Origin of the sequence: Shewanella sp. SG41-3 (genome assembly GCF_014164545.1) — a bacterium.
In the GTDB taxonomy this organism is placed as follows: Bacteria; Pseudomonadota; Gammaproteobacteria; order Enterobacterales; family Shewanellaceae; genus Shewanella; species Shewanella vesiculosa.
The window spans coordinates 300,917-319,971 of the sequence record NZ_JACJFJ010000001.1; the positions used below are offsets into that span (position 1 = coordinate 300,917).

General features: G+C 39.6%; 17 protein-coding genes. 14 read left to right on the plus strand and 3 right to left on the minus strand.

What is annotated here, in order from left to right; genetic code table 11:
• Positions 1-9 precede the first annotated feature (9 nt).
• The 9 genes from lspA (at position 10) to H5164_RS01395 (ending at position 8,453) form a co-directional block, all read left to right on the plus strand.
• Positions 10-513, plus strand: coding sequence for a signal peptidase II (lspA, locus tag H5164_RS01355; protein ID WP_182722571.1), 504 nt, complete (start codon positions 10-12; stop codon positions 511-513).
• A gap of 2 nt (positions 514-515) precedes the next feature.
• Entirely contained in the window at positions 516-959 is a 444-nt protein-coding gene (fkpB, locus tag H5164_RS01360; RefSeq protein ID WP_124017148.1) for an FKBP-type peptidyl-prolyl cis-trans isomerase, read from the plus strand.
• A gap of 41 nt (positions 960-1,000) precedes the next feature.
• Positions 1,001-1,930 carry a 4-hydroxy-3-methylbut-2-enyl diphosphate reductase gene (ispH, locus tag H5164_RS01365; protein ID WP_182754773.1) on the plus strand — a complete coding sequence of 310 codons (930 nt, stop codon included), beginning with the start codon at positions 1,001-1,003 and terminating at the stop codon, positions 1,928-1,930.
• Between the two features lie 283 nt (positions 1,931-2,213).
• Positions 2,214-2,771: a type IV pilus modification protein PilV gene (pilV, locus tag H5164_RS01370; protein ID WP_182698344.1), complete on the plus strand. Its 558-nt coding sequence runs from the start codon at positions 2,214-2,216 to the stop codon at positions 2,769-2,771.
• On the plus strand, positions 2,768-3,712 hold the full coding sequence (locus H5164_RS01375) for a PilW family protein (RefSeq protein ID WP_182698345.1): 945 nt from the start codon (positions 2,768-2,770) through the stop codon (positions 3,710-3,712). The genes pilV and H5164_RS01375 overlap by 4 nt, the downstream gene beginning before the upstream one ends.
• Positions 3,713-3,774: 62 nt before the next feature.
• Positions 3,775-4,209, plus strand: coding sequence for a PilX N-terminal domain-containing pilus assembly protein (locus H5164_RS01380; RefSeq protein WP_182698346.1), 435 nt, complete (start codon positions 3,775-3,777; stop codon positions 4,207-4,209).
• A gap of 2 nt (positions 4,210-4,211) precedes the next feature.
• On the plus strand, positions 4,212-7,730 hold the full coding sequence (locus H5164_RS01385; protein ID WP_182754394.1) for a pilus assembly protein: 3,519 nt from the start codon (positions 4,212-4,214) through the stop codon (positions 7,728-7,730).
• A 1-nt stretch (position 7,731) separates the two neighbouring features.
• Positions 7,732-8,136, plus strand: a complete 405-nt coding sequence (locus H5164_RS01390) for a type IV pilin protein (RefSeq protein ID WP_310736163.1) — start codon at positions 7,732-7,734, stop codon at positions 8,134-8,136.
• Positions 8,136-8,453, plus strand: a complete 318-nt coding sequence (locus H5164_RS01395; RefSeq protein ID WP_182754397.1) for a TapY2 family type IVa secretion system protein — start codon at positions 8,136-8,138, stop codon at positions 8,451-8,453. The genes H5164_RS01390 and H5164_RS01395 overlap by 1 nt, the downstream gene beginning before the upstream one ends.
• A gap of 42 nt (positions 8,454-8,495) precedes the next feature.
• On the opposite strand, the gene H5164_RS01400 is transcribed toward H5164_RS01395, so the two are convergent.
• Positions 8,496-9,020: a GspH/FimT family pseudopilin gene (locus tag H5164_RS01400; protein ID WP_182754400.1), complete on the minus strand. Its 525-nt coding sequence runs from the start codon at positions 9,018-9,020 to the stop codon at positions 8,496-8,498.
• 128 nt (positions 9,021-9,148) lie between these two features.
• Complete coding sequence (locus H5164_RS01405) at positions 9,149-9,670, minus strand: GspH/FimT family pseudopilin (RefSeq protein ID WP_182754403.1); 522 nt, start codon at positions 9,668-9,670, stop codon at positions 9,149-9,151.
• A gap of 378 nt (positions 9,671-10,048) precedes the next feature.
• Here H5164_RS01405 and glnB point away from each other — a divergent pair, with 378 nt between their 5' ends.
• Both glnB and H5164_RS01415 read left to right on the plus strand, forming a co-directional pair.
• Entirely contained in the window at positions 10,049-10,387 is a 339-nt protein-coding gene (gene glnB / locus H5164_RS01410) for a nitrogen regulatory protein P-II (protein ID WP_124017158.1), read from the plus strand.
• A gap of 77 nt (positions 10,388-10,464) precedes the next feature.
• Entirely contained in the window at positions 10,465-11,751 is a 1,287-nt protein-coding gene (locus H5164_RS01415) for an NAD(P)/FAD-dependent oxidoreductase (RefSeq protein ID WP_182754406.1), read from the plus strand.
• Positions 11,752-11,806: 55 nt separating this feature from the next.
• On the opposite strand, the gene H5164_RS01420 is transcribed toward H5164_RS01415, so the two are convergent.
• On the minus strand, positions 11,807-12,820 hold the full coding sequence (locus H5164_RS01420) for a LacI family DNA-binding transcriptional regulator (RefSeq protein WP_182698352.1): 1,014 nt from the start codon (positions 12,818-12,820) through the stop codon (positions 11,807-11,809).
• A 393-nt stretch (positions 12,821-13,213) separates the two neighbouring features.
• Between H5164_RS01420 and H5164_RS01425 the strand changes: the two genes are divergently transcribed.
• From H5164_RS01425 to H5164_RS01435, 3 genes are all read left to right on the plus strand, one after another.
• Complete coding sequence (locus tag H5164_RS01425; RefSeq protein WP_182754409.1) at positions 13,214-15,826, plus strand: TonB-dependent receptor; 2,613 nt, start codon at positions 13,214-13,216, stop codon at positions 15,824-15,826.
• 72 nt (positions 15,827-15,898) lie between these two features.
• Entirely contained in the window at positions 15,899-17,422 is a 1,524-nt protein-coding gene (locus tag H5164_RS01430; protein ID WP_182754412.1) for a tryptophan halogenase family protein, read from the plus strand.
• A 194-nt stretch (positions 17,423-17,616) separates the two neighbouring features.
• Complete coding sequence (locus H5164_RS01435) at positions 17,617-18,318, plus strand: SapC family protein (RefSeq protein WP_182754415.1); 702 nt, start codon at positions 17,617-17,619, stop codon at positions 18,316-18,318.
• Positions 18,319-19,055: the final 737 nt, after the last annotated feature.

Below are 19,055 nucleotides of genomic sequence, written 5' to 3' on the forward strand. Positions count from 1 at the left end.
ATGAGTACTGTGCCATTAACATGGAAAGACAGTGGCTTGCGTTGGTATTGGGTAGCTGCATTGGTGTTTTTAGCCGATCAGCTATCTAAACAATGGGTTTTGGCCAATTTTGAATTGTATGAGTCTATCAAGCTTCTGCCATTTTTTAATTTCACTTATGTGCGAAACTATGGCGCTGCGTTCAGTTTTTTAAGTGATGCAGGTGGCTGGCAACGTTGGTTCTTTACTATTATAGCCCTCGGCTTTAGTACTTTACTCACCGTATGGCTACGTAAACAGTCACACACGATATGGCGGAGTAATTTAGCCTTTACCTTAGTTATTGGTGGCGCATTGGGTAATTTAGTTGATCGTTTAATGCATGGCTTTGTCGTTGATTTTATCGATTTCTACTGGCAAACCAGCCATTATCCAGCGTTTAACATTGCCGATTCAGGTATATTTGTGGGTGCAGTACTGATCATTTGGGAATCATTTAGACCAGATGCAAAGTCACCAAAGGAGCAAGATTAACTGTGACAGATTTAACTAAACAAGATGGTCGCTCATTGGTGTGCCATATGAATATTGTATTAGAAGACGGATCGACCGCCGACAGTACTAAAGCATCGGGCAAACCGGCGCGTTTTAATATTGGTGACGGTAGCTTAAGTCCGGCTTTTGAAGATGAACTTAAAGACTTGAGTGAAGGTGATAAGCACAAGTTTACCTTAGCGGCAAAAGATGCTTTTGGTGAGTCAAATCCAGATGCAATCCATTATATGGACAGAAGCCGTTTTCCAGCTGATATGAAGCTTGAAGACGGTGTCATCGTCAGTTTTGCAGGCCCAGGTGGTAGTGAAATACCGGGTATTGTTCGTGATACGGCGGGTGACTCAATTACTGTCGATTTAAACCATCCACTTGCTGGACGCACGCTTACGTTTGAGCTTGAAGTGGTCAGTGTTATAACTGATTAAAAAGGTATCACATGTTAAAAGTTGATCCGACGTCTCCTGAACTGAGTATTTTGTTGGCTAATCCTCGCGGTTTTTGTGCTGGGGTTGATCGTGCAATCAGTATTGTTGAGCGTGCTTTAGAATTATTTGAACCGCCAATTTATGTTCGCCATGAAGTGGTACATAATCGCTATGTGGTTGAAAATCTAAAACAGCGTGGTGCGCTTTTTATCGATGAACTTGATCAGGTTCCAGATAACAGCATTGTTATTTTTAGTGCCCATGGTGTATCTCAGGCAGTAAGAAAAGAAGCCAAAGATCGCGGTCTAAAAGTATTTGATGCTACCTGTCCTTTAGTAACAAAGGTGCATTTGCAAGTTACTCGTGCAAGTCGTAAAGGTATCGAGTGCATTTTGATTGGCCATCAAGGGCACCCAGAAGTTGAAGGCACAATGGGACAATACGATAACCCTAAAGGTGGTGTTTATCTTATTGAATCACCTGAAGATGTTAATAATCTTCAGGTTAATAATCCTGATAAGTTATGTTTTGTTACTCAAACCACACTGTCTGTTGATGACACTTTAGATATCATTAGTGCATTACAGCAACGTTTTCCTTCAATTGAAGGACCACGTAAGGATGACATATGCTACGCAACTCAAAATCGTCAAGATGCAGTACGTAGTATGTCTGCAGAAGTGGACTTACTGATTGTTGTTGGTTCTAAAAACAGTTCTAATTCAAATCGTTTGCGTGAACTGGCTGAAAAAACCGGTACTCAATCTTATTTAGTTGATACCGCTGCTGATGTAGAAGCTGCATGGTTTAACGGCGTAAAGAAAGTCGCTGTCACAGCCGGTGCTTCAGCGCCTGAAGTGTTAGTTCAACAAGTTGTTAACGCGATAGCGACATTAGCGCCGAGTGTGATAACTGAAGTGGAAGGCCGTAAAGAAGATACCGTTTTCGCCGTACCTGCAGAATTACGTTAATTGTTACGTTCACAATCACGTTAGCTATATGTTTTATTTCAATATGTTAACTATATTAACCCGCAACTTAATTTAGGTTGCGGGTTTTTTGTACTTAAAAAATGAACCGAGTATAATAGCAATAATATCTTTCGAGCTATTAATCATGCTTAATATACAAAATTGATACTATCTGATTACATTTAACTCAGCTATCATCTATATATTAAGTAAAATTAGCTTGGCGCAACAAAATTTAAGGTCGTATTCTCTAATATTGATCTTTGCAGGAGGTTTGACGCTTATGTCACCTAAAAGGAATGGATTTTCCTTGATTGAAGTTATGGTCTCACTGGTTATTCTGGTGATAGGCCTTATTGGCATTTTTAATCTTCATATTATTTCTAAACAAGGCAGTTTTGAGTCTTTTCAGCAAACTCAAGCTTCGTATTATGCCAATGATATTATTAATCGAATGCGTATCAATAGTAGTCAATTAGCCACTTACAATGGTACCTATACTGGTAGTACGATTGCATCGGCAAAATCTTGTGATGTTGCTGTGGGTGCAAACGTTATTTGCACCAATATTGAAACTAGAAATTGGGACTTGTTTCAATGGGAGCGTGCATTTTTAGGCACAAGTGAAAAGTCGTCAGACAATACAAATGTCGGCGGTTTGGATTCACCTACAGCTTGCATCGCTGTTGATGGCGCGAATAATGTTATCGTTGCCATAACGTGGAAAGGCGTCCGAGCTTCATCTGATGGTGCTGAGGGGCAAACGAGTTTTGTTAAAGGATGTGGTTCTAGTAGTGATCGACGACGTACATTCGTCGTTAATACGGCGATTATAAGATGATAATTTTATTTGATAAGCAACGAGGTTTGTCGCTCGTTGAATTAATGGTCGCAATGTTGATTAGTCTATTTTTAACGGCTGGTCTTTTTACCATGTTTAGTATGTCTTCCAGTAATGTCACAACCACTAGTCAATTTAACCAACTGCAAGAAAATGGGCGTATCGCATTAGCTATATTGGAGCGAGACCTTAGCCAATTAGGTTTTATGGGCGACTTAACTGGAACTCCAGGTAATATTACTGTTAGTTCAACAGTCGTAACAAATGACTGTGTTGGCGCAGGTTTAAACAATGCTAGTTTTCCCAATGCTCAGCCTATAGGTTTTCGTTACCTATGGGGTTATGAACAGGGCGTGAGCCCTCAATCTTTAGCTTGTATCTCTCCTAATAGTAAAACCGATGTGATTCAAATTAAGCGTTTAATTGGCCCGCCAGCAACCTTTCTAACAGCTACTCGTTATTACGTAGCCTCTACTTTAAAAGCTATCGTTTTTTTTGATGGCAATGCTGCCGCGCCAGGGCTTGCAAATAGTCGGAATTGGGAATATCAACATCATGTCTATTTTATTCGTGATGATGGTGACATTCCGGTACTAAGACGACGTACATTGTCGATAAATAATGGTATGAATAATGAGGAGCAGCTAGTTGAAGGCATCGAAAATATGCGAGTACTGTATGGTGTCGATAACAATGCTGACGGAACTGCAGATAGCTATATGCCCGCAGAAAATGTGACCACATTAATGTGGGATAATGACAATGAAATCGTCTCTTTAAAAGTTTTTTTATTAGTTCGTTCAAGTGATAAAGATCGCAGTTATACCAATGACACAACGTATCAACTCGGTGATAAAAAAATTGGCCCATTAAAAGATAATTATCGTCGTAAAATTGTTTCAACAACGATTGTATTAGAAAACCGTATACTTAATAACTAGTAAAAATATGGATTCGGGCCAATATTATGGTCCAAATAGTGAAAAACCTTTAAGGTAACAATATGATAAAATCTTATCAAAAACAGCAAGGTATTGTGCTATTTTTCTCTTTAATTATATTGGTGTTGATGACAATTATTGGTGTCGCTTTAGCGGTTAATTCTACGCAGTCATTAAGAATGGCTGGTGCCGGAGCTGAACGTATAGATGCTATGGCATCAGCACAAGGTGCTCAAGACAAAGCTATTTTAGCCAATTCAGACGTTATGGCTACAATGACTGCGGTGTTAACCACTGTCGATAATGATTTAGGGGTGTCAAGTACATTAACTCCTTTGGCTGATGGTGATACAGATTGTCAACCAAGCATTACGCCTACTGTAGGTATCTTTTGTCGTCGAGTCGAAATATCAAGTGCCGCAACATTTGGCCGCAGTAATATGGGGCAAGTTATTGTGGTTGTCGGTGTAGAAAAAGAAGTTATGGGGGGGAGCTAGTCATGATTTTTAAACAATTACAGTCGGCATTACTATTTGCTATTTTGGTTTACTCATCAATCAGTTTTGCTGATGATACTGAGTTATATGTATTTGAAGCTTCAGCTAGATCAGGCGCGAGACCACAAGTGCTGATTATTTTCGATACATCAGGAAGTATGGGGAATAACTTTTATACTGAAGACTCTTATCCTCGAGGTAATGAGGATGTGAATAATAGTGGTACCAAACTGACCAATAATACCAATCTATTCTATACAAGAAGCAGTACAAACATACCAACTTCGGCAAGTAAACAAACATTTAAAAACTCGGTAAATATGTGCGCTACCTCTCAAGAGTATTTGATTAACTATGGGATGTTTACCGGCTTTCTACGCGAGCATCGATATACTGGTGAAAGTGGTGCTTGGGAAGAATTACCATTAACGGATGGTAGTGCTGTTTCTATCATAGACTGTTATGAGGATATAGCGGAACAAAGTTACAAAAATCCTGGGGTTCAAAATGGTTTTCCTGTTGATGGTTTAGGCACCAGTGCTGCACCGGTTATGTATACCCCAATTAATAACTCATCAACTCAGTCTGAAATCGATGACGCGATTGCTAAATCTAAATTGACCAATTTTGGTATTGGTCAGCCCATCACGATTTATACCGAAAAATATATAAATTGGTACAATTCGACGAAGAGTAAGCATAACTATTCTCGCATGTCGGTGGCACAACGAGTAATTGAAGATACTATTGTTACGACTCCTGGCGTTGATTTTGGGTTAAGTGTATTTAACTATAATAGTAATAATCGTAATGGTGGACGGATTGTTTATGGTATTTCAACCACCACTAATGCAACCAAAGAGCGGTTATTAACTACCATCTCGTCATTATCACCTGGCGGTAATACTCCGTTGTGTGAAAATCTGTATGAAGCCTATCGATATTTTGCTGGTGGAGGTGTTTATTATGGTAATGATGATCCAACTCGAATTCCGTTGAGAGATACCACGATAGAAGTGAATGGTAAATATACTTCACCTTTTGTGGGTAAACAATGTCAAAATGATGCTTATATTATCTATGTTACCGACGGTGAGCCGACATCTGATACCGATGCTGACAGTGAGGTGTTAAAACTATCTGGTTTGAAAACATCTGATAGGTACGCTAGTAACTATCTTCCCGCTTTAGCTGGTTGGATGCATAAAAATGATGTCAATCCAAATATAACGGGTGATCAGTTAATTACTACTTATACCATTGGTTTTAGTGATGGGGCTGATAGTGCCGCACCTATACTTAAAGAAACAGCTAAAAGAGGTGGCGGTGACTATTATTCTGCAAAAAGTGCTCAAGCGCTTCAAGGTGCATTACAAAAGATTTTCTCAAACATATTAGAAGTTAATTCAAGTTTTACCTCTCCCTCTATTGCCAGTAATAACTTTGACCGTACTCAGAGTTTAGACTCTGTTTACTATGCGATGTTTTTACCGAACAAGGGCCCCCGTTGGTTAGGCAACCTTAAAAAATTCAAAGTTACCAAGTCTGGAGATATTGTCGATAAAAATGGTAATCCAGCACTTGATGCCACAGGGAGCTTAAAAAATTCAGCATGCTCATATTGGACATTACAATCTATTTGTGATGCGACAAGCTCCGGCGGTGATGGTAATAATGTTGATATTGGTGGAGCGTCATCAGTGCTGCAAGTTACCGCGAATCGTAAGCTTTTGGGAAATTTTGGCAGTGGTGGAGCATTGACAGATTTCACAAAGAATACTGCCATAAACATTCCAAATATTGGTAACGAAGACAAATTAGCTTTATTTATGGGGGTAGATAAAACTGAGTTATCTGGTTTGTTTGATTGGGCTAAAGGTGTCGATGTCGATGATGAAGATTCCGATGGTTCAAAAATCGATAAGCGTGTTGATATTATGGGCGATCCTCTACATTCTAAGCCACTTGCTATCAATTATGGTACTGCAGGCTCACCTGATTTACGGATTATAGTTGGAACTAACGCTGGCTTTGTACACATGTTTAAGGATGCTGGTGATACCGTAACTGAGTCTTGGGGATTTATGCCCTATGAATTATTGCCCAATTTACGTGAGCTTAGGGCAAATGTGCCAACCGGGGTTCATTCTGTATATGGAATGGATACGCCACCTGTGACATATGTAAAACGGTCTGCTTCGGGCGCAATACAAAAAGCTTATTTATTTATCGGGATGAGACGTGGTGGTCAGTCATATTATGCACTTGATATTACTAATCCCGACTCACCTTCTTTTAAGTGGAAAATAGACTCAAGTTCTGCCGGTATGGCTGAGCTTGGTCAAACTTGGGCTGAGCCTATTGTTACTTTTATTCCAGGTGTGCCAAGTGGTAATACTTCAGCAAGCACAGCATCACCAGTGCTTATTTTCGGTGCAGGTTATTCTCCATCTACCAAAGATAGCTCTGCTGTTGGTTCTGATGATACAAAAGGTCGTGGAGTATTCATTGTCAATGCTGACACTGGCGCATTAGTGCATCAATTCGGTCCAGCAAGCGGGACTGGAATGACAAAAATGGCCGGTATTGTTGATAGTATCCCAAATAGTGTCGCAGTTCTTGATAGTAATAATGACAGATTGACTGATCGTATATACGCAACAGATACTGGAGCCAATATTTGGCGAATGGACTTACCGACAGCAAACCCAAGTGATTCAACTAATCCGTGGACAGCGTTTAAATTTGCCAGTTTAGGTGGTGATACTCCGGCAACTGATCGTCGTTTCTTTGCGGAACCGACGGTTGTGCAAACCTATTTTAATAATATATCAGAAGTAACATCAACCGTATCAGGGGTAACCACAAAAACAAATGCTTATCAAAAGATTGCATATGATGCTGTGGTTGTAGGCTCTGGTCACAGACCACATCCATTAGACAAAGCTCGAAATGATAAGTTTTTTGTGTTGCAAGATCGTAATATTCTTACAAAGTCATTTACGGGGGCAACGGGTAAAGAAATCCCCGCGGCATTAACCATTAATGATCTTTATGATGTAACAACCACTCCGCCAAGCACCGAAGCACAAAATATTGCTTTTGGTACTAAAAGAGGTTGGTATTATAGCTTTCCAGGTACCGGGGAAAAAAGCTTATCCGCAGGCACTATTATCCAAGGGCGGGTGTTTTTCACTTCTTATGAACCAGGTACAGCACAATCAACTAACCAATGTTTAGTTACTGGTCAGGGGCGTATTTATGGATTTGATTTACATAAAGGGACTCGTTCATACTCTCAGACAAGTTATGAAACTGGCTATACTATTCCAGATACTCCGCAGGTAATTATTCCGCCCCATAGTTCTAGTGAGGATGGATATATGTATCTGGTAGGTGCAGGCAGTGAGTTATTTGTTAAGCTTAAACCAGGTCCAGATGATGGATGTGCTGATGGTGACAATAAGTGTGTTCGTGGCGGTTTAAAAGTCAATAAAATTTATTATCATATAGATGAATAGAATGAGTAAAAATGTAATGAAATACCAGCAAGGATTCACATTAATTGAGGTGATGATTACCGTTGTTATCGTAGGTATTTTGGCTTCGATTGCTTACCCTAATTACACTCAATTTGTTGCTAAGGGGGCGCGTGCTGACGGTTTAGCTGGCGTTATGCATGTTGCTAATTTGCAAGAACAATACTATTTAGATCATCGAAGCTTTGCAACTGATATGACTAAACTTGGGCTGAAAGCAGATCCTTGGATTGTTGAAAATACCTATTATAAGGTTGATACAACTTTGAGTGGGGATGATTACACAGTGACAGCAACAGCTGTTGGTGTACAAGCAACACGTGATTCCGCTTGTGCAAAGATATCGTTAACCTCAACAGGTACCAAGTCACCTACGGAGTGTTGGTAATGAAAATAATTACAGGTTTAGTTGTTTTGTTAATATCGACTAGTTTTTACTCTACTGCTGAACAGAGTACTTATTCGTCACTGTCGACTTTTAAGTGCCATATTGAAACGGCTAATGGACCAAATGTTGCTGTATTTAGTTGGGATCCTAAATTGCTTATAGAAGAACAAAGCCGACTACTCGCAAATTCTGTTGCAACGGTAACTAATGAACGTTTAATGGTTAAGCGTATTATTGAATGCATTACAGAAGATAAAAAGTTTAAAGATAAGTTTGTTCGGCAACTTGATGAGCAAAGAACTGACTTAGACGATTGATTTTTTAGTTTTAAGGGGGCTTACGATTATAAGCCCTTTTTACTAGCTACAGGTTACGGTACCACTAATTTTAGAAATCCTACCTGAAGAGTTCATACTTATGGCCTCAGAAGAGCTGTTGTCTGCAGTGCTAGGGCAATAACGCAAAGTGCCGCTGTTGCCATTCGCCACCATACCATCAGGGTTAAAACTGTATCGTGATAAATCTGATTGAATAATATCGTTACTGTTAAATGCATCTACCTTGCGTAATACCACATCAGCAATACCATTGGTTGTATCCATAGTGCCAATTGTGCCATTATCAATGAATATGCTAAAACCCTTGGTCCAGTCACTGCCACATGATGTCGATGCCATTGGGCAGACTGAGACTCTACTGCCATAACTAACTGCTTGGCTACGAGCAAATACAAATGATGATTCAATTGTACTGATAGCGCTTCTTGCTCGAATACCTTCATAAAGGCTGGTCAGCGAAGGCACTCCAATTGCTAACAGTATTGCAGCAACTGCAACAGTGACCATCAATTCTACTAGGGTAAATCCAGATTGTATTTTTTTCATGCAAGAGTCCTCTGCCATATAAGCAGAGTATAACCAAGCACAACCTGAATAACAGTGTTTTATTGACTATTTACGGACATCTGTCGCAATCAATTTATTATGTGTAAAATTTGTCATTTTACGATTCGCTAAAGTTTACATGTTATATTTTTCTTCTTTGATATCCTTACCCTACCGGCTTGATTAACAATAACCGCTTTTGCATATTCACTATCAACCTTTCCAGGGCAATAAGTTAATGTGCCATTAGTGCCAGAAGCGAGTCCATCAGGTTGAAAGCGGATCGCCGGGCGGTTATATCTAATATAATCATTTTCATTAAACGGTGATGTCTGTTGGAGTAGTTGGTCATTCGCATCAAGTTGATTTTTTTCACCTTGGTCAATAAAAACACTTAGCCCAAGACTCCAATCCTCAGAACACATGTTTTCAACTAAAGGACAAACCGTTACCCTTGCGCCATAACTTATGGCCATATTTCGGCCTAATTGAATGGTTTGTTGAATAACTTGAATAGTACTTCTGGCTCTGATTTGTTCAATCACGTCATTTAATGGGGGGATAGCTATCAATGACATGATTGAAGCGACTAGCGTGGTGATAATAACTTCAATCAAACTGAAGCCATTTTCTTGAATAGAAAATCTCATAATTGTTCATCCTTAAACGTTGTCAGCTGCGTCCTGCAGCAAGATTAAGTTAGTATAGAAAATGAACAGTGAATTTGCTGCGAAATATCTTTTCATAAATACGTAAAATAGCCGCGACAATTAGCAGCGCTTTCAAGTAAGATATTTGAATGACGTTAGCAAGCATATAAACTGTAATTAGGACATATGCTTAATCATCCTCTGCAAAGGATAAAATAATTTTCAAACAGTCTTTGCCACGTATTAGCGTGCAAATACCTGTTGCAACACAAATAGTGATTTTTATATTGCAGACGTGAAGCGATCTTTATATCGATTTATCTCATCTCTTATACCGAGTAGGGTTAATCAACAAATTAGCGATGACAGGAGTATTTAATGAAAAAAGTCGAAGCGATTATTAAACCGTTTAAACTTGATGATGTGCGTGAGTCACTTGCTGAAATTGGCATTACGGGTATGACAGTATCTGAAGTTAAAGGTTTTGGCCGTCAAAAAGGTCATACAGAGCTCTATCGTGGTGCAGAATACATGGTGGATTTTTTACCTAAAGTAAAAATCGAGCTCGTTATTCAAGATGAGCTTTTAGAGCGTGCAATCGATGTCATCGTTGATACTGCTAGAACCGGAAAGATTGGTGATGGTAAAATTTTTGTAACAGATGTAGAGCGTGTTATTCGTATTCGTACCGGCGAAGAAAATGAAGAAGCAGTTTAAGGCCCATAAGGGCCTTTTTTTATACGTGTATATTTTTGTAGTTAAGTTGTTGGAATAAGGTATCTCTGAGGTAATGTATGGTTCAGCGAATTGTTATCGTAGGTGGTGGGGCTGCAGGGTTAGCGTTGGCTTCAAAATTGGGACGAAAATTTGGTAAAAACCCGTTAGTTGATATTAGTTTAATAGATAAAAATACCGTTCACATTTGGAAGCCAAAATTGCACGAAGTGGCAGTTGGTGTCATTGATCAATCAATTGAAGGGCTACAGTATCGAGATCACGGTTTAAAGAACGGTTACCGATATATTCGTGGCGCTATTGATCAATGTGATCCGAATACCAAACAAATCCAGCTGGCTCCAGTGTACAACGATGAAGGTGAGATCATTATTGCTGCGCGCTATATTGAATATGATACGCTTGTTTTAGCATTGGGAGGCGTTTCAAATAGCTTTAATACACCAGGCGCCGAAAAACATTGTATTTTCTTAGACAGCTTAGATAGTGCTAATCTGTTTCATCATAAGCTCATGGATGCACTATTACAGCTTAATGAAACCCAAGACCAGTTAGGTATAGGTATTGTAGGAGCTGGCGCCACAGGCGTTGAGCTTGCTGCTGAACTACATCATGTTATTGAATCTGTAAGAGAGTATGGCTACCAAAATATTTCTAAAGATCATTTAGACATAAACTTAATTGAGGCATCAAGCAAAATCCTCCCGCAATTGCCAGAGCAAGTCAGTACAAGAGCACAAACTGTACTGTCAAAGTTAGGCGTTAAATTGCATTTAGGTGTGCAGGTTAAAGAAGTCACTAAAGAAGGTTTCGTTACAGCTACTGGCGAGACTATCAAAGCCAACATTAAAGTATGGGCAGCAGGCGTAAAAGGTCCGAAAGTTTTTGAACACTTTACTCAACTTCCGGTCACTCCCCGTAATCAAATCGATGTAGATGATTGTATGCATGTTAAAGGCATTGATGATATTTACGCCTTAGGTGACTGTGCGCAACTTATTTTACCATCAGGTAAACCTGTGCCACCAAGGGCCCAAGCGGCAGCCCAAATGGCCGATTGCCTTTATGCCAATATTTGCTTAAAGATGAAACAACAACCAGAAAATCCTTTCGTGTATAAGGACTATGGTTCATTGGTTTCACTTAGTCGTTTTTCAGCAGTGGGTAATTTAATGGGCAGTCTACGTTCAGGAGACTTTTTTGTTGAAGGTCATATCGCGCGTTTGATGTATATTTCGCTTTATCAGCGTCATTTAGCCAGTTTATATGGCTGGTTCTCGGCTTCGGTATATCGTATTGCGCAAAAACTACTGCGCTGGCAACGTCCTAAACTTAAGTTGCATTAAACGAGTTTATGTTGATAAACACCAGAAAGCCTCTATTGATAGAGGCTTTCTGGTGTTATGTAGGCGAGGTTGTTGAGTTACGAATAACCGGTGTTGGAGTAAAGCATCTGAACGTTTCAGTTGTTTGATTTTTGCGTTTATCAATTAACAGTTGCGTCGCAATTTGAGCAATTTCGATATTGGGTTGATGGACTGTGGTTAATTTAGGCCATGTTTGACGAGAGAATGGGCTATCTTCAAAACCGACAATAGATAGTTCTGTTGGAATATCGAGTCCAGCTAAGCGCGCTGCAAATAATGCTCCAGCGGCGATCTCATCGTTACAGGCAACAATTGCAGTCGGCCGTTTAGCCATAGCAATGAGTTTATTTGCACCAGCTAAACCTGACTCGAATGAGTATTCCCCTTCAAGCACCCAATCAGTATTTAAAATTAGAGAGTTGTTTTTTAAAGCTTTCTTAAATCCAAGTAATCGCTCTTTTGTTGATTCATGTTGTAAATCACCACTAAGAAATGCAATGTGTTTATGGCCCAAATCAATAAGATGTTGAGTAATTTCAACCGCACCTCTTTGGTCATTAACCAATACCGTCAATCCGTTACTATTGATGATCTTTTCACCAGCAATAATTTTAACGTAATTAGCACCTATCTGGTCTAAGGCTGCCAAAATATTAGGGTCTTCGGACATCGGTGGTGTAAGTACCAACCCTGCCAATCTAGCATGCTTAACCATAGTGGTCAGCTCATCACAAATGGTCTCGGATTTTGCATTACATGGATGAATAAGTAATTCAAATCCTCTGTCTTTACAGGCAGATAAAATACCGTTTTGCATATCAATGACATAGTATGCATTGGGGTTATCGTAAATAAAACCAATAACATACGAGCTAGTGCTCGCTAAATTTCTTGCTGCTAAATTCGGTTGGTAATTTAATGCTGTTATCGCTTGGTTTACTTTATCAATGGTGGCTTGTTTTACTGAGGGTTCTTTATTTGTCACCCGTGAAACAGTTTTTATCGATACGCCGGCATATTTTGCGACGTCGTTAATCGTTACTTTCATGTCAGAAATGACTCTTCATTCAGGCGAAACACCACTCAACAAGGCAAATTGCCGCAACATTAAATGGGTTATTTGTCTGCTAATAGTGCGAGTTTTTGTATAAATTGGCAATCCTCAATTTCATTTCTACTCATATTACGCCATTTATTACAATTAAAAATACATACTGTCTAAAATCACTTTCCTATCTATATAAATGTTTTTTAATGATTTGTTATTTTTTTTAGGTTGTTTATCAAGCAAAAAAATTAATGAATTAGCAGGAGCGGTTATTTTTTTGTGGCGTCATTGTTAATTTTTGTGTAATGTTTGCTTCAGACATGACAGCGTTGTCATTCCTAGGGAATGGTTATGAACTCAAAAACGATAATAAAGTTATGGAAGGGGAAAAAGATGCGACCATCTATCTTTAAAAAAAATGTACTTGCTACTCAAATTGCGATTCTGTTTGGCAGTATAGTGTCAGTGGGTGCTATTGCAGCAGAAGAAATTACTGTTGATGATAACATTGAAAAAATTGAAGTTCGTGGGATGCGTGCCTCCATGAAAGCTTCAATTAACGAAAAACGTTTTGCTAATTCTGTAGTGGATTCAGTAACGGCAGAAGATATTGGTAAGTTTCCTGATGGCGATGTCGGTGAGTCATTAGGTCGTATCCCTGGGGTTGCAGTAAACCGCCAGTTTGGTCAAGGTCAGCAGGTGTCTATTCGTGGTGCCTCGAGCCAATTGACTAGCACATTGTTAAACGGACATTCAGTTGCATCTACTGGTTGGTTTGATCAGCAAGCCATTGACCGTAGTTTTAACTATTCGTTACTACCACCGCAAATGATCAGTGGTATCGAAGTGTATAAATCTTCGCAAGCTGATTTACCTGAAGGTGGTATCGGTGGCACGGTAATCGTTAAGACTCGTAAGCCATTAGACTTAGAGTCAAACACAGTATTTTTAAGTGCCAAAGGTGACTATGGCACGATTTCAGAAGAAACTGATCCTGAATTATCTGGCCTATATAGCTGGAAAAATGAAAACGAAAACTTCGGTTTCTTAATCTCTGGTGCTGGTGCGAACACCCAGTATCAGCGTAATGGTATTGAAACCTTGCTAGGTTGGGGTGAAATTGTTCCTTCTACCTTCCAACAAGACCGTGAACGCACTGCGTTAAACGTCGCCGCGCAATACCGTGCTAATGATGCATTAGAGTTTGGCTTAACCTACACAGGTTTAAGTCTAAAGGCTGATAATGCCAACACATCCATTTTCTTATTCCCAACTCAGCAAGGTGTTAGCACTTGTAATCAAACTAACGCTGCGGGTGTGTGTACAGATATTACTCATACTGGTGTGGATGCTTTCGCTTGGAACCAAACCTGGGCTCGAGAAGCTGAAATGACTTCTGATACCCTTGATTTCAATTTCGCTTATGATAATGAAAATTTCAAAATCGAAGGTAGTATCGGTAATACCAAGGCTGATGGTGGTACCAGTTTAACCTCTAACTACGGTAACTCAATCGGTAAGCCTTCAGATTTTGCTGGCCACTATGATGCAACGGGCAATATTATTGACATCGATATCGCTAATAAAAACTTTAGTGCTGAAGACTACAATGGCCAATTATCTGGCGCGGGTTGGGCATTAAAGAAACAGCCTAATACCGACGAAGAAACCTATGCCCAGTTTGATGTGACAGTGCCAACAGATTTAGGGGCCATTTCGTCAATCAAAACAGGTATTCGTTATGCTGACCACGATGTGACTCAACAAACTGATGCTGCAATCGTTGGTGATATCGCCGTTCATGATGCCTCTTATTATTTTGACGGCACAATGAGCTCGGGTGCTGGTTTTACTTTGCCTAAGCCAAACTTTGATAACATGATTAACGATGCTAAAGCGGCAATTAACGGTTTTACTCGTGACAAGTCTGGTTACGGTACATTGAACGAGAAAAACCTATCAGTGTATGCAATGGCTAACTTCGAGTCTGAAGGCATTCGTGGTAACTTTGGTTTACGTTATATCTCTACCGACATTGAATCTGACTACTATGCACTCAGTTCTACAGGTCAGTTTGCAGATGCAACATCAACAGATTCTGCTAGTTACAGTGATGTGTTACCAAGCTTAAATGTCGCGTTTGATTTAGCTCCAGATCTGATTTTACGTACTTCTGCATCACAGGTAATGTCTCGCCCTAACTATGCAGAGCTATTTGCTACGTCAACATTACCGGGTTTAAACGATGGTACTCCTGGTAACGAGAAGCTTAACCGTGGTTCTGTTTCATTAGACCCATTTAAAGCAACTCAAGTCGACTTAAGTTTAGAGTGGTATTTCAGCGATTCAGGTTTAGCTGCAGCAACTTACTTTATTAAAGATGTAAGTTCATTCATTTCAACTCGTCAAAAGTTAAACCAACAAATCGGTATTAACGATAATGACCTTGCTGCTCAAGGCCAAAGTGCTTGTGGAGTCGGTGTATATGATTGCTGGACGGTAAGTGAAAAATACAATGCTACCGGTGGTCGTATTGAAGGTCTTGAATTGCAACTTCAAGATTCATATGAAAACGGTTTAGGTTACTCTATTAACTATACTTATGCAGATGCAGGTTCTCCTGCTGAAAACTACCCTGATCAAGTGGGTGTGTTCTCTGACTCGTCTAAGCATACAGTTAACTTAGTCGGTTACTATGAGATGGATGCATTTTCAGCCCGCTTGGCCTATAACTGGCGCAGCGAATACATGATGCGTGAATTACCTGGATTCTATGGTAACCGTCAACATGAAGACTATGGCACACTTGATTTAAGCACAACATACAGCGTGACAGATTGGATGGATATAACGTTTGAAGCTGTTAACTTAACCGAAGAAGACAGCATCCAAACAGGTGTTGCACCACTAGACTCTGAAGTGATTGCTGAGTTTAAAGCAGACTACCCAGTGTGGAGCTTTGAAGGTGAAGCTCGCTATAAAGTGGGTGTCGCATTCCGTTTCTAATCTAATAGATTAATTGAGTCATATACTAAAAGCCCTGCATTTGCCGGGCTTTTTATTGGATTAAGAGGTGATATGAAAATTCAATCAGTTGCGATTGTTGGTGGCGGAACTGCGGGATGGTTGGCGGCCAATCATCTTGCAAAAGCGCTATTTAATCAAAATATTACTATTACTTTGATCGAGTCCCCTGATATTCCAACTATTGGTGTTGGTGAAGGAACCGTACCGACGATCCGTAAAACATTACAAAGTTTTGGCATCAGTGAAACCGAGTTTATTACCCGTTGTGATGTGACATTTAAGCAGTCGATTAAGTTTCAAAATTGGCTTGATAGTCATCGTCATGGCAGAGATAATTTTTATCATCACCTTTTTGACCCTCCGAGTTCAATGGGAGATGATCTATCTTCGTTATGGCTACAAAATCCCAGTGATGCTTACAGTCAGTTAGTCTCCAGTCAATTTGACGTTTGCGAAGCAAACCTTGCCCCTAAATTAATTACAACCCCGGAATATCAGGCCGTACAAGGTTATGCCTATCATTTAAATGCAGCAAAGTTTGCTTTGTTGTTAGCTGAAAATGCCAAACAGAAATTTGCGGTTAATCATGTTAAAGCCAATGTGATCGATACCCGTTTGCACCTCGATGGTAGTATTGCATCATTGGTTTTAGATAAATGTGGCGAGCAGGAATTTGATTTTTATATCGACTGCAGTGGTTTTGATTCAATCTTATTAGCAAAAGCACTGAAGGTTCCGTTTGTGGATAAATCTCAGGAGCTATTTGTGAACAAAGCCGTTGTTGTGCAAGTGCCAACTGATCCTGATGCCATTATTCCCCCTTATACTAAGGCAACGGCTCATCAAGCTGGTTGGATATGGGATATCGCTTTATCAAATCGCCGTGGGGTTGGGTTAGTGTATTCAAGTGCTCATCTCGATGATGAGCAAGCCGAACAAAAGCTTAATCGGTATCTCAGTGGCCAATTAGATCAATACTCGTATCGCACTATTCCAATGAAAGTGGGTTACCGTAAACAGTTTTGGGCTAAGAACTGTGTCGCTTTAGGATTGGCTCAAGGATTTTTAGAGCCCATAGAGGCAACATCAATCATGCTAACGGATTTTGCAGCAGGTTACTTGGCAAGTCGTTTTCCTAGTGATAGTCGTCAATGTGAAAGTTTATCCGAGCGATTTAATCAGACTATGTCGTATGCATGGGAACGGGTCGTTGAGTTTGCCAAAATGCATTATTGCCTTTCTGATCGTCATGATTCAGATTTTTGGATAGATAATCGCGACCCACAGACTATCCCGGCAGGATTAAGTAACAAACTGGCGTTATGGCAAGAGTATGTGCCCTTGAGTGAAGACCTATTTTCTAAATTTGAAGTGTTCAATGTAGAAAATTACCTGTATGTATTGTATGGCATGAAATTTTTGACATACAAGAAAACAATGTCTGAGTCCTCATTAGTGCTCGCTAAACAGCATGCAGCAAGGATTCGGCGGCACAGCGAACAGTTATGCCAACATTTACCTGCTCACCGAGAGTTACTCAGTAAAATACATCAATATGGTCTGCAGAAAATATGATGACAAATCTATTTGCTGGTGGATATTTAAGCAAGTGGTAAGTTAAAGCGCAAAATCGTTATATTCGTGCTTGTAAAAATTGGTTAACTTGGTAGTTTCAATACTAATTTATTGTAAACAGGTTATAACCAACCTGTGAACGTTTTATCTATCGTCGCGATTACCTGCACAGAGCCGCACCCAAAGGAGCCAAGATGTCCAACCAAATTACTCTACTCGACCCAGCTAAACACAGTGATCTCAAAATAGTTCCTAGTGATTACACACATATAGCAGAACAACATATTGTGCCTGTAACCTTGCATGAAATTGGCCGTGCTGCGACAGAGTACCCCATTGTATTTGTTAAAAATAGTGACACCGGTGAGTTTCAATCGGTGGCAATGCTCGGTCTTAAACCCGGCCAAAACCTAAGTGTAAAAGACGGTAAGTGGTTAGGCTTATATATTCCTGCCGTAATCCGTGACTATCCGCTTGGCTTAGTGTTGAATCCAGACGTAAAAGACAAAGTGTGGATTGGTATTCGTGAGCAGTCTAAAGATGTCAGCACTACTGAAGGCCAAGCGCTATTTGAAGCGGAAAAAGAGACCTCATTCTTAGAGGCTCGTAAGCAAGAGTTAATTAGCCATTATGAGCAAGACCAAGCGACAAGAGGCATTTTAGGCTTTTTAGCGGAGCAAGGATTACTCGTAAGTCAAACATTAACCGTAGATGTTGCAGGCGAAAAACGTAATATTAACGGCTTATATCTCATTGACGAGCAAAAATTAAATCAGCTATCCGATGAGGCATTTTTAGAACTAAAAAAACGTGGCATTTTAGGGCCTATTTTTGGCCATCTCGGCTCGTTAAATCAAGTTAATCGACTTGCGCGCATGGAAGTATTAGGTCGCTAGTCAACTGATTATAAAAATGGCGCCTAAATGGCGCCATTTTTAGATAACATGCTTAGTTAAGTCAGCATGATAATGCCTGTTAATATCATTCTAAACGAAATAGTTACTTAAGCTTATCGGATTAATAAAACTCCTCAATATCTACCATTGTTGCGGGTTCTAAAATCACTGACGATACGGTGCACATACTCACATACTCACATACTCACTATCATGCAGTTACAATGGATAACTTAGTCCAACATTCCGCCTCAATAACAGATAAATAGCCACTATTCATTAATGCCAACAAATAACAAAGCAGTCACTAGACTGCGATAAAATTCAGTACCATTAACATAGTATTGCTTAATAATGGGCTTTACTGAATGTTGTAACAGTTATTTATTATAATTTTTGAGTACTGTTATGAATAATAAAACTGCTGCATAAAATAGAAAACTCAATAAAACTTGCCATTTTGGTTTTATCTGTGCCGCTGAGCATAATGAACCCCTATCGAACTACACTAACCGACATTCAAAAACATTAGTTAAAAATAATATTCAGCAGGAGTAAAGGCCAAATCTACAAATTCGGCGGGGGATAACTTTAGTTTGATTATGAGTTTATGGGGATTTTACGATGTACAGAGCCTTATCTTATTTGTAACAAGCTTGTTTGTCATAAATCGAAGTTGAATTTTGTATATCAAGGCGCTCAGGTTTTTTGTTAAAGCATTGATATGTATGGTCGTT

What these genes read in the sequence shown, in the direction of transcription:
- pilV (WP_182698344.1), top strand. Translation starts at nt 2,214, where the DNA reads ATGTCACCTAAAAGGAATGGATTTTCCTTGATTGAAGTTATGGTCTCA.
- H5164_RS01375 (WP_182698345.1), top strand. Translation starts at nt 2,768, where the DNA reads ATGATAATTTTATTTGATAAGCAACGAGGTTTGTCGCTCGTTGAATTA.
- H5164_RS01380 (WP_182698346.1), top strand. Translation starts at nt 3,775, where the DNA reads ATGATAAAATCTTATCAAAAACAGCAAGGTATTGTGCTATTTTTCTCT.
- H5164_RS01385 (WP_182754394.1), top strand. Translation starts at nt 4,212, where the DNA reads ATGATTTTTAAACAATTACAGTCGGCATTACTATTTGCTATTTTGGTT.
- H5164_RS01390 (WP_310736163.1), top strand. Translation starts at nt 7,732, where the DNA reads ATGAGTAAAAATGTAATGAAATACCAGCAAGGATTCACATTAATTGAG.
- H5164_RS01395 (WP_182754397.1), top strand. Translation starts at nt 8,136, where the DNA reads ATGAAAATAATTACAGGTTTAGTTGTTTTGTTAATATCGACTAGTTTT.
- H5164_RS01400 (WP_182754400.1), bottom strand. Translation starts at nt 9,020, where the DNA reads ATGAAAAAAATACAATCTGGATTTACCCTAGTAGAATTGATGGTCACT.
- H5164_RS01405 (WP_182754403.1), bottom strand. Translation starts at nt 9,670, where the DNA reads ATGAGATTTTCTATTCAAGAAAATGGCTTCAGTTTGATTGAAGTTATT.
- glnB (WP_124017158.1), top strand. Translation starts at nt 10,049, where the DNA reads ATGAAAAAAGTCGAAGCGATTATTAAACCGTTTAAACTTGATGATGTG.
- H5164_RS01415 (WP_182754406.1), top strand. Translation starts at nt 10,465, where the DNA reads ATGGTTCAGCGAATTGTTATCGTAGGTGGTGGGGCTGCAGGGTTAGCG.
- H5164_RS01420 (WP_182698352.1), bottom strand. Translation starts at nt 12,820, where the DNA reads ATGAAAGTAACGATTAACGACGTCGCAAAATATGCCGGCGTATCGATA.
- H5164_RS01425 (WP_182754409.1), top strand. Translation starts at nt 13,214, where the DNA reads ATGCGACCATCTATCTTTAAAAAAAATGTACTTGCTACTCAAATTGCG.
- H5164_RS01430 (WP_182754412.1), top strand. Translation starts at nt 15,899, where the DNA reads ATGAAAATTCAATCAGTTGCGATTGTTGGTGGCGGAACTGCGGGATGG.
- H5164_RS01435 (WP_182754415.1), top strand. Translation starts at nt 17,617, where the DNA reads ATGTCCAACCAAATTACTCTACTCGACCCAGCTAAACACAGTGATCTC.